This window comes from Lysobacter sp. yr284, assembly GCF_900107375.1.
Classification (GTDB): domain Bacteria; phylum Pseudomonadota; class Gammaproteobacteria; order Xanthomonadales; family Xanthomonadaceae; genus Lysobacter.
In genome coordinates this window covers 42,303-52,720 of sequence record NZ_FNPT01000020.1, presented here as the reverse complement: position 1 = coordinate 52,720, position 10,418 = coordinate 42,303, and the positions used below count along the sequence as shown (strand labels likewise).

Annotated in this window: 9 protein-coding genes; 3 read left to right on the top strand and 6 right to left on the bottom strand. The window is 59.4% G+C overall.

The annotated features are described in order from the left end of the window. Positions 1-31: 31 nt before the first annotated feature. Genes BLV01_RS21005 through BLV01_RS20995 form a run of 3 tightly spaced genes read right to left on the bottom strand, consistent with a single transcriptional unit; the run spans position 32 to position 5,027 of the window. Entirely contained in the window at positions 32-1,222 is a 1,191-nt protein-coding gene (locus BLV01_RS21005; RefSeq protein WP_091804730.1) for a restriction endonuclease subunit S, read from the bottom strand. Continuing rightward, positions 1,219-2,700, bottom strand: a complete 1,482-nt coding sequence (locus tag BLV01_RS21000; RefSeq protein ID WP_091804727.1) for a type I restriction-modification system subunit M — start codon at positions 2,698-2,700, stop codon at positions 1,219-1,221. Before BLV01_RS21000 ends, BLV01_RS21005 begins: the two co-directional genes overlap by 4 nt. A gap of 35 nt (positions 2,701-2,735) precedes the next feature. Beyond that, complete coding sequence (locus BLV01_RS20995; RefSeq protein ID WP_091804724.1) at positions 2,736-5,027, bottom strand: DEAD/DEAH box helicase family protein; 2,292 nt, start codon at positions 5,025-5,027, stop codon at positions 2,736-2,738. A 208-nt stretch (positions 5,028-5,235) separates the two neighbouring features. Between BLV01_RS20995 and BLV01_RS25790 the strand changes: the two genes are divergently transcribed. Beyond that, the gene (locus tag BLV01_RS25790; RefSeq protein ID WP_139178975.1) at positions 5,236-6,867 is read left to right on the top strand and encodes a hypothetical protein; all 1,632 of its coding nucleotides are present in this window, start codon (positions 5,236-5,238) and stop codon (positions 6,865-6,867) included. Positions 6,868-6,956: 89 nt separating this feature from the next. Here the strand turns inward: BLV01_RS25790 and BLV01_RS26970 are convergent, their stop codons facing one another. Next, complete coding sequence (locus BLV01_RS26970; protein WP_254782717.1) at positions 6,957-7,364, bottom strand: tyrosine-type recombinase/integrase; 408 nt, start codon at positions 7,362-7,364, stop codon at positions 6,957-6,959. Then, the gene (locus BLV01_RS26965; protein WP_254782716.1) at positions 7,357-7,590 is read right to left on the bottom strand and encodes an Arm DNA-binding domain-containing protein; all 234 of its coding nucleotides are present in this window, start codon (positions 7,588-7,590) and stop codon (positions 7,357-7,359) included. Before BLV01_RS26965 ends, BLV01_RS26970 begins: the two co-directional genes overlap by 8 nt. A gap of 505 nt (positions 7,591-8,095) precedes the next feature. On the opposite strand from BLV01_RS26965, the gene BLV01_RS20985 reads away from it, so the two are divergent. Together BLV01_RS20985 and BLV01_RS26445 are read left to right on the top strand one after the other, a co-directional pair. Next, positions 8,096-8,410, top strand: coding sequence for a hypothetical protein (locus tag BLV01_RS20985; protein ID WP_091804722.1), 315 nt, complete (start codon positions 8,096-8,098; stop codon positions 8,408-8,410). A 20-nt stretch (positions 8,411-8,430) separates the two neighbouring features. Continuing rightward, positions 8,431-8,958: a hypothetical protein gene (locus tag BLV01_RS26445; protein WP_175486171.1), complete on the top strand. Its 528-nt coding sequence runs from the start codon at positions 8,431-8,433 to the stop codon at positions 8,956-8,958. A 269-nt stretch (positions 8,959-9,227) separates the two neighbouring features. Here BLV01_RS26445 and BLV01_RS20975 read toward each other — a convergent pair whose 3' ends face one another. Beyond that, on the bottom strand, positions 9,228-10,415 hold the full coding sequence (locus BLV01_RS20975; protein ID WP_175486169.1) for a cysteine desulfurase family protein: 1,188 nt from the start codon (positions 10,413-10,415) through the stop codon (positions 9,228-9,230). Positions 10,416-10,418 lie beyond the last annotated feature (3 nt).

Genomic DNA, 10,418 nt, shown 5'->3' with positions numbered 1-10,418 from the left:
CCGTCACGTAGCGACTTATTCACCACGATGCTCACAGCTCCCCGGCGAAGGCTTTGCGGAGGACAGCCCTGCGAAGCACTTCGATCTCACCGGGCAAAGACTCGGTTGCCAGTTGGCGCATCACATCGTGTGCTGCGTCCAGCCGGCTGACAATCCTTTCTTGCTCGGCCAAGGACGGAACCGGGATACTCACTTCCCGGAGTCGTTCACCCGAGATCTTCACCATCGTCTGGCTCGACCCAAGCGCGCGCGCTTTGATCTGTTTCCTGGAACTGGCGCTACGCAAGGCGTAGGCCATATAGCGCGGAAGGATCATCGAAGGGTTGACCTTAAGCTTGATGAGCAAATCTGGATAGATTAGCCGCTCCGTCGGCGCATCCATTGCTACCGCAGATAGCCCTACCAACTCGATGGTGTTCGCACGCGACACAAAAACGTCGCCCGCATCGATGCCGAACTGCTTGGCAACCTCCTTGGGCAGCGCGATGGCTTTTTGAAATTCGATCCCCAGGTCGATGCCTCGCACCGCTGTCAAGGTCAACACCGCACCATCGGCTAGGCCTTCAGTATCCTGAGCAATGGATCTTCCATTTCGAACTGTGGTGACAAGTTCGCCAACAGTGCGCGTTGCCCAGCCTTCGATGCACGTCACGTCGGGATGTAACTCCGACTCGATCAATGAGGCAGACAAGCATTGCTGCTGAACCCGTGAGGAACTCTTCAGTTCTTCAACCTCCCCCACCCGCTCCATGCATTCCTTAATGCGGGCGACGATGCGTCGCTGCTCTGGAAGCTCTGGATAAGAGAACTCGATGCCACGAATCGACTTGGCAGACAGGTGCTTGACCGTTACGAACGGCGTGGCTTCTTCGATTTCCTTGAGGTGAGTGTTGATTCCAAATCCAACGAACTCAGGGTCTATCTCGTCGGAGAAATCGACCAAACGACAGACTCGCTGATTCAACAGCGCCTCACCTCCACGCCACTCATAGCAGCGGAACTCGCCATCCATGCCTATAAGGCGGTCCCCTTCCCGGACAACAAAGCGTTCGTCATAGGCCCCGTTGTAGCGGATAACAGTTGCTGAGCCGTTCTTCAGGTCGCGGATCCGGATAAGCGACATCCCCGCAGATTCTGAGAAAAGAGCGGAATCGAAGGCGAAGCCATTCTGAACATCTAGAAGCTCACCGAGCTTTCTAGTTTTCCAACCTATCGGCTTCACTTGTCACCTTCCAGCAAAGATTCGAGTTCATCCAGGAGCTCAGAGATGCGCGCTTCCTTTGCCTTTATTGCCTGCACCAACCCAAGCGCTGGCTGGTGCTCGTAGTCATCCACCTTGTTCGGATTCTTGGCCGAGAGGTCGTAACCCTTGGCCACGATGGCGGCCAGCGGTACGGACCAGGAGTTGTCGCTCTCCACGCGGCCTTGCCACTTGGCCAGGAAGTCGGGCAGTTGGTTGCCTGCAATCGGCTTGCGCGTCTGCTTGAGCTCGTAGCCGTCGTTGGTCAGGTCGTAATACCAGACAGACTCCGTACCCGAACCGTCTTGCGCACGATCAAAGAAGATCACGTTGGTCTTGACGCCTGTGTAGGGCAGGAAACAGCCTGCTGGCAGCGACAGAATGGTGTGCACTTTGAACTGTTCCAGAAGCTCTCTGCGCACCTTTTGATCCGGGCCGCCACGGAACAGCACGCCTTCGGGAATGACCACCGCCGCGCGACCGCCCTTGGCCAAGTTGGCCATGATGTGCTGCAGGAACAGACACTCTGTGGCGCCGGAGCGGACACGGAAGTTGGTTTGCAGTTCCTGCGCCATCTTCCCGCCGTAGGGAGGGTTGGCAAGGATGACCTGGTATTTGTCTTTCTCAGCAACGTTCTGGCTGTGCACTTCCAGTGTGTTGGCCAGTTCCAGGCTGGCGCCCTCGATGCCGTGCAGGATCATGTTCATCGATCCCAGCAGGTAGGTCAGCGGCTTGAGCTCCAGGCCGTAGAGGGTCTTATGCTGCAGGTCGTCGAGTTGCTTGCCGCTGAGGGTACTGTTGTGGCGCAAGTAGTCCGCAGCTTCACCCAGGAACCCGGCCGTGCCAAAGCAGGGGTCGTACACATGCTCGCTGGGCTGTGGCTGCACCACTTGCACCATGGCGCGAATGATGTGGCGCTGGGTGTAGAACTCACCAGCGTAGCCGGCCGAGTCGGCCGCAACGCGCTTGAGCAGGTCCTCGTAGATTTCCGACAGCACGATGACGTCGGTCTCGCTGGAGAAGTGCAGCTTGTCCACCTGCTGCACTACCTTGGCAAAGCTCACGCCCCGGCGGCTGTAGTTGCGCACGTTGTCGAAGATGCGGCGAAAGCGCTGCGCCAGCGCGTCGTCGCCCAGGCCTTTGGCGGGGTCCGGGCTGGTGAGCTTGATCCACAGCTTCCCGTCGACGAACTCGAGCATCTCGTCGGGGTGGTCGGTGTCTTTGGCCCAATGGCTCCAGGCGTAATCACCCGTTAGGCGACGCTCGTAAGGTGTGTCGTCGAAGGCGGCCTCTTGCTCCTTGCGTGTCTCGGTTTCGTCAAAGGCCTTCAGAAAGAAGAGCCAGGCGAGTTGCTCCACGTAGTTGCGGGCGTCCACGCCCTCCGAATTGAGCTGGTCGCAGGCGTTCTTAACGATTTGCTGCACCTCGGTGCGGCGGTGGTCGGCCTTGTTCTTATTCACGTTCTGTCCTTCTTTTGCTATTGAGCCCCAGCGCGTTAAGCAGCCATGGGCACGTAAAGGTGCTGCTTCACCAGTTCGAGATCAGTTTTCAGCAGAACCGGACCGCCGTAGCGATTGGTAAGCGTGGTGAAGCTGCCGAACTGCTCGTAAAACTGCGGAGCGCTGTAGGTGCGAGCCTGCTCCAGGTCGTCGATGCCGAACAGCCGGTAGTGATCGAGCGCGGTCTGCCACAGACGGGATTTGAAGCGCTCGCTTTCAGGCAGCGCGGCTTCGCCCAGATGGGCCAGCAACCAGATCTGATCCTCGTCCCAAAGGCGGTTGGCGCGATCGGCCCTGTTGGGCACCCGCGGTAGCTGGAATCCGATCTTGGCGAGGATGTCTACGTCGTCGGCATCCGGGAGATCCAGGTAATGCCGGAATGCGGAGGGATAGATATCGCGGTCGCGCAGCGCTTCGCGAAGTTCCTGACGACTGCCCTTGTCAATCCAGATGCGCAGCAGCTCATCCATGCCCTTATGGCTGACGTCCAGGATGAACTCGCGCGACTGTTCGGCGTACTCCTCGAACGGAATCTTGCTGCCATCGGCTAGGCAAACGTAGCGGTTCTCGGCGGAGATAATGACGGACACGCCCTCGCCGATCGGCTTAGGCAGGGTGTCATCTCCACTCTTCTTCTTGGGCTTGCTGCCGGAAGGGGCCTTTTGGCGGTTTGCAGGATGGCCATCGAACTCGGTGTCTTCCAGCGCGCTGGCGCCCGAATAGTCGAAAATGGTGAAGTAGCGCTTGTTGATGTCCTCACACAATCGGGTGCCTCGCCCCTTCATTTGTTTGTAGAGGATGGCACTGCGCAGCGGGCGCATGAACACCACATTCTTGACGTCTGGAGCGTCAAATCCCGTGGTCAGCAGGTCGACGGTTACAGCAACGCGCGGATTGCTGGGACCGACGACCGCAAAGTTGCGTTCTAGTTGGTGGCTGTTGCGCTCAGCACGTGTGATGCGCGCAGCGTAATCGCCGTTGCCAGAGAGGCGGCGTAGCTCTTGCGCCATGAACGCCGCGTGGGTGTCATCCACACAGAAGACAATCGTCTTCTCGTCGCGTAGCTCATACTTGCCCAGCACCTCCCAGAGATCCTCGGCGATGGCGCGCGTACGGTCCGGCATGCGGATGTCGCGCTCAAAGTTGGCGGTGGTATAGCGCTTGCCGTCTGGGCCGGTATAGCCCTCCTCGTCGACATTCGTAATGCGCTCTTCCAACAGGTAGGGCACCAAGTAGCCATCCTCGATGGCTTGCTTGAGCGTATAGGTGAAGACCGGATCGCCAAAATAGTGCTGGGTGTCGCGGCGCTTCTCCTCGGTGGTAAGCGCGCGCTCACCCTCCTCTAGCTCGCGCGGCGTAGCTGTCAGACCGAGCTGTAGGGCGCCTCCAAAATGCTTGAGCACGCCGAACCAGTCACCAAAGCCGGAGCGGTGGCACTCGTCAACAACAACAAGATCGAAGAAATCAGGGTCGTAGTGTTCGTAGACCTTCTTGCCCTCCAACTCCTCGTCGAGGCTTTGGTAGTTGGCAAAGAACACTTTCCCCACCAGATGCTGGCCTTGGGCGACGGTGTCTTTGTCGATCTGCACGCGCTCGGCACCGGAAAAGGCGCTGAAGGCGCGGTAGGCCTGATCCTTGAGGCTGTTCCGGTCGGTCAGGAACAGGACGTGCTCGCGCTTAAGGGCCTTGCCATTCAACAGCTTCCATACCAGCTGGAAGATGGTGAAGGTCTTGCCAGTGCCCGTGGCCATGAGCAGCAACACGCGATCGTCGCCTTGCGCGAATTGCCACAAGGCTTTGTTGATAGCTACATCCTGGTAGGGACGCACGGCCTTGCGCGACACCTGATCCATGTGGTAGCCGGCGGAAAATGCCCCTTCCCAACGCGACCAATCGACAGCAGCCCCCATGCGGGCGACAAGCTCTTCTGGAGAGGGCGGCGCGCTCCGCGACTCGAACTCGCCGGTGTCATTGTCGGTCAGGATCCAATCACTGCCGTTTGAGGCAATTGAGAATCGCAGGGAGAGGCGACGGGCATAGCGAGACGCCTGCTGCATGCCATCAGCCGCACTTTCGGCCTCCGACTTCGCCTCGACAATAGCCAGAGGCACGCCTTTGAAGCGCAGCAGGTAGTCGGCGATGATCGACTGCGTCTCGTCGTACATCGCCTCGCCGGTGAGATTGACCCGCCCCGGGCCAATACGCAGCTGCTCCTGCAGCGCCCAGCCGAGCGCCGCCAATTGGGGCTCGATGACTTCTTTGCAGGTTAGTCGCTCGTTCCGTGTCATTTGAATGCCTTTAGGGCAGTTTCCGCTGTTGGGAGAGTGTCCCCGGAACAGGGGCCCGGGTTTGGCGCCTTGGCGCCTAAACCTCAATACTTTAAAGGGGTCACCCCACCAAGTCGCCCAGTTTGTCCTCTATGGCTTCCAACCGGGAGGAGCGGAGGCGGAGGATCAGCATTAGTGCCGCCGCGGCAAGTGCGGTCACAATAGGTGAATGCACCCTTCCAACAAATTACTGGCCGAGGTCTCCCGAATCCTCCCCCGGATCGCCGAGGAGAGCAGCGACCGGGAGGAGATCCCCGAGACCGACCTCCTCGAACGCCTGGTCAACGCCACGGGCATCGTGGTGGAGGAGGCCGGCTCCGCACTCGGCGTGGTCCGGCGCCTGCTCCAAGCCCTGTCTGTGCTCGATGAGGCGCGTTTGGGTACCGGGGTATGGGCCTTCGTCTCCTTCCCAGCGTCTCTCCTAGCCCGCAGCGTGCTGGGTGGCTTAGGCGAAGCGGAGTTCCGGCTGCTGGAACCAGGCTTCTGGAATGCCAGTGAGTACCTGGTGGATCGGCAGCGGGCGCTCATCAAACAATCAGAGGAGTTCCGAGCGGCGTTGCCGGCTGGGTTGGTGCCTATCCGGCGGGTCTGGGTTTCCTGGGCATGGATCGCACTGGATGAGAAATTCCTGATGGTCCGCCGGGAAGATCCCGCACTCTTTCGGGACGGCAGCCGGGGCCAATTCGTATTTCCTGGCGGTCGCGTGTCTAACGAGGATCTGCCTAAGCCAGTGAGGCTGACCGCTTCCCGATGCCTTGACTTCTTCGATCCCAACGTGGAGATCGACCCCCGTCACATCCGTTACGCCTTCTCACAAACTGTGAGGCGGGAGCTACGAGAAGAACTTGAGATTTCCGGCAACGCCTTCGAGGCCGAGATTCCCTTGGGGGAACCCATCCACTACATCGCCCTAGAAGGTGCGAAGAGTGCGTACTCCGCTACCGAGTATCACATACAGCCCTTTAGCGTTGCCCTGAACGATGCAGGTAAGACAGGTCTGCTGCGCTGCATGGCTGCACATCCCGAACGATTTGCCTGGTTTACGTCCGAAGAGTTGGCCGCTGGCGTCAATGCGGCGGGAGCCAAGGCCTTCGTCGATGCCATTCGACAAGGCGGTCCGGCGCTCGACCCGGATGCATTCACGACTCCGATCGGCACCGCCTCTCCGTTGAAGGATCCCATCGACACTCCCGGCAAGCCATCGGAACCTTTTTTTGTCGGCACCACAGGCCGAGAGCGGCAAGTCCATGTCGGCCTAGATGCTGACGAAATCGACCTTCTGAACTGGCTTGTGGCCGTACGCCGTGGGGATGACATCGAAGAGTTGGCGGTTGGCGTGTCGATAGCTAGCGGCACTGGCTGGGTTCTCATCGAAGACGATCATATCCTCACTGGATTGAGGACGCTTGCCGCCAAGGTGGACGCAGCAGGGCTGCCGCTGCTGGATTTCCACGACCGGGCCGTTCGCTTGAATGCGGTGACCCCGTACTTCTCGTCCTCATCATTTTCGATGGAAATTCAGGACGAACGCCGTGGCAAGTCGTACCGCCTGAAACTATCGCGACACCGCCTGCAGTCGCCTCTGGGAATCGCCAGCGTCAAGAAGGCTTCGATATCCCTACCAGAGGTCCTGGGTAACGCGATTTATTCGCTTCACCAAGGCGATCTACAGCCTGCTTTGGACAACATCGAATCCGTCAAGCGAATGCAGCGCGATATTCGGGGATTTCTGGACTCAATTGGGGCGCGACTACTAGTCCGCCAAATTGATGGGGTCCCTGAGCTTGCAGTTGGCCGTTAAGTCACTCTGATTCACCGAGCCGGCGACTCGAGTCTCATTGCCTTGCATGTTGAGGCACGGCGACCGCCCCCATTGCGGCACCGGTCGGCTCAATCCTTCTTGTGGGCTCGGCGCGATTTGGGCGACACGCCCTCTCGTACGAAGCTGGACGGCATACCAGGCAGGGGGCGCGCTCCGCGCAGACCCGTCGCGATCGCGTAGCGGAACACGCGCCCAGACAGAGATCGAGCCCTGTGTGCCGTTTCCACGATGCCGCGCTTCTCGATCTTGCGTAAGGCAGCCAAGAGGACCGGCGCCGTGATGTCGGCTACCGGCAGATCCGCAATGACTGCCAAGTCCTTCTCGATCAGCCGGCGCTCGCGCTTGACCGAGCCAGCACCAAGCCCCTCCTTGGCCCGCTTATCGAGCAGTTCATTAGCCACGAAACCGAAGGTGTTGGCCGAACGCTCAACCAGGGCGACCTTCTCGGCACGGGTGACCTGCGACGGATCAGCCACCCTTCAGCAGGGCGCGGAGGCGGTCGCGCTCTGCTCGCGCCTGCTGCAGCGACATGGACGGGTACTCACCCAGTGCAGCCATGTTGGCCTTGCCGGCGAAGCGATAGCGACAGCGCCACTGCTTGGACCCCGTAGGGCGCACTTCGATAGCCAAGCCGGTGCAGTCGGCCATCCGATAAACGCTGGCTCTGGGCTTGAGCGAACGTAGCTTGGTGTCCGTCAGCATGGTGAGTAATGTCTTGTGAGTAATCAATAGATCCCATCGGGACCGTACTCACACTCTTATTGACCTTAGATACGGATGCAAGCGGACACCCACGGACGTCAGTAACCAAAATAACGGCCTACTGCGTGGAATAATCCGAGATCAGTGGACGCAGGTGCGCGATCCAGCAAAGTTCGACCGCCCCTATCCAGCAAAGTTTGGCCGAACCAGCCTCGACCGGGAGGACAATTGACGCCATTCACACCAAACCAGTCCGACGCCTTAAAACCGAGATAGCTAGCTGTGTGCGTGAAACCATGAATTGTCCACCGCAACAGCAGGAAAGCATAACCTGGCTCAAAACAAGGCAACGTTCGCAGCCCGAGCGACAGGTCGAGCGACGCTGACCTCAACCCCCTTCACGCAACTGTCGCGGTATGCGCAACTGCGCCTTGGCAAGGTTGCATAACCCCATCTCGGCGGCGAGGAGATCATCGACATGAGCGAATACATTCCGTGACATCAGATGACCGGCCGCGAGCAACACGTGTGGAGCGCAGCCTTCACCCGCTCCATGGGGAAAGTCAGGGAAGCGGCGCGGCAGGCCGACAAGACTGTTCTCGAACTTCGGGCGTTGAACCCCGATGACACTGCCTTCTCTGGTCCCGAGCACGACGCAGCCCGGAACTGCGGTGGCCTGACCTATGGCGAGTTCCGCGCCTGGTATCTCGTCGCGCTGAAAATCGCCAAGCATGGATTTGTTACTGCAGCCGAAATCAACGATGCGGCCTACCGCCAGGCTTTCGAGACCTACCGGCGCGGCTCCGCCGACTTCTATTGAGCAGGAAGAGGACTGGTCACGTGAACATCAACGACTTCGACATTGGCACGGAATTCCAGATAAATACCGGGCAGCGCTGGCGCTGCACCGATATCGGCCGCCGAACAATTCTGGCCATCGAATTCGACCCGCACCTAGACGAAGCATGGCTGGCCGGCCCGCCGTTTGTCGTGCCAGAAGTAGTCTTCGACGAAATCGAAATCGAGCGGGCTTACAGGTCGACCGAAGAAGCCATATTGTCGAGGCTTAAGGTAGTTGATGGCGATCCGCATCCTGGTTTCCCCAACGAAGTCGTCTCGACCATAATTCAAGCGGAAATTGAAAGCCCTTCATCTCGATATCCGTATCGACGCCTGTTCCGATTCGACCGGGTGGACACCGCCGGCGAGATCCTGCACCCATTTGCTGCCGAGCCTGCTGCCGAGGGCTGGCGAATCCGCGTCTACTTGCCATTCACAGAAGAATTCCACTCACTTCCTGAAGCCGACTTCATTCGCTTGCACCCCGCGACGGAAGCCGATTTTCGCCAACGAGCACAGAAGAAGTGATCGACAGACCCCGCCGCACTGCCATCAATTACCCGCAGAAACGAACAGGGCTGACCTTTGACGGGACAGCCCTTTCTTGGACCGAGTTCCCTGCCGATGCCCTGGATAGTCAGCTGATTCGGCTGCTATGGCTGTCAAGCGGCGAGGAAACGACTTGGAGAACGCCCGCAGATTCGTTGACCAGACCCTGCCCGTGCAGTCATCGCTGGGCGTCGCGGCCGTGTGCTGGTTCGAACGGCATATGGCAACTGCACGTCAATTGTCGCGTCTCACGAAGAAGGCTGAGAATATCTATCGGCTTCGGCCCCGGACGCAGACATCAAAGCACTGCTGACATGCTGAGCGGCTAGCTCGGCATCTTGAACCGACGTCGCGCCGCCAAACCCAAAGCGCACGACCTGCATCGCTTCTACCTCATTAAGACCAATTGCCCTCAGCACATGAGACGCCTTGAAGTCGCCAGAGGCACAAGCTGAGGAGGGCGATGCAGAGACATCGGTTTGCAGGCGATCCAGAAGATCCCGCGCCTCTGTGCCAGGAAAGCGGATGCTCCTGAGCCCTGGTAGGCTGCTCTGCGTTGATCCCATTATCTCGAAAGCCGCTCCGCTGTCAGCCAGCACACGCAAGAAGGCGTTAGCAGCGTTCTCTGCAGCCAAGGTGCGCTTCGCTCGTTCAACGGACACCAGGTCGCACGCCGCGCCAAAGCCCACCGCTAGGAAGACCGGAATGGTGCCTGGGCGTAGCCCGCCTTGCTGACCACCGCCACGGACAAGCGGAGTCAGCTCATTCTTCAAGCCATCGGCTACGAACAGCGCACCGATACCTGCTGGCCCACCGATCTTATGGGAGGAGAGCGTGGCGAGGTCTATCCCCTCGCCCACATCGATGTCGACCCATGCCAAGCTCTGGCTGACGTCCAGGTGGAACCGTGCGCTATTCGCATGCGCTGCGGCGGCCAGAGGCGCAATCGCTTGAACTGTGCCAATTTCATTGCTGGCGTGGATGACTGATACCAGCGAGCGCATTCGCCTCGCCACTATGATCGCCTGGCCAATCGCCAAAGGATCGATCTGCCCTTGACGGTCGACCTCAACCTCTCGAAGCCGCGTGCCAAGCCCACCCAGGGCGAGCGCGACTTCTCTGACGCAAGGATGCTCTATCGCGCTGTAAATGAGCGCGCCCACGTCCCCGTGCTCGCGTAGATATCCCTGCAATGCAAGATTGCTTGCCTCCGTCGCCCCCGAGGTGAAGATGATCTCCTCCGGCGAAGCCCCAATGAGCTGAGCGACAGAGTGCCTGGCTTGCTCGACTGCATTCGCAGCTAGGCGCCCGTGGAAGTGATCCGAATGGGGGTTGGCGTGCTGGTCTCGAAGCCAGGGCAACATCGCCTCCACAACTTCTGGGTAGGGAGGCGTGCTTGCATTGTGATCGAGATATAGGGGACGTCGACCGCCCACACT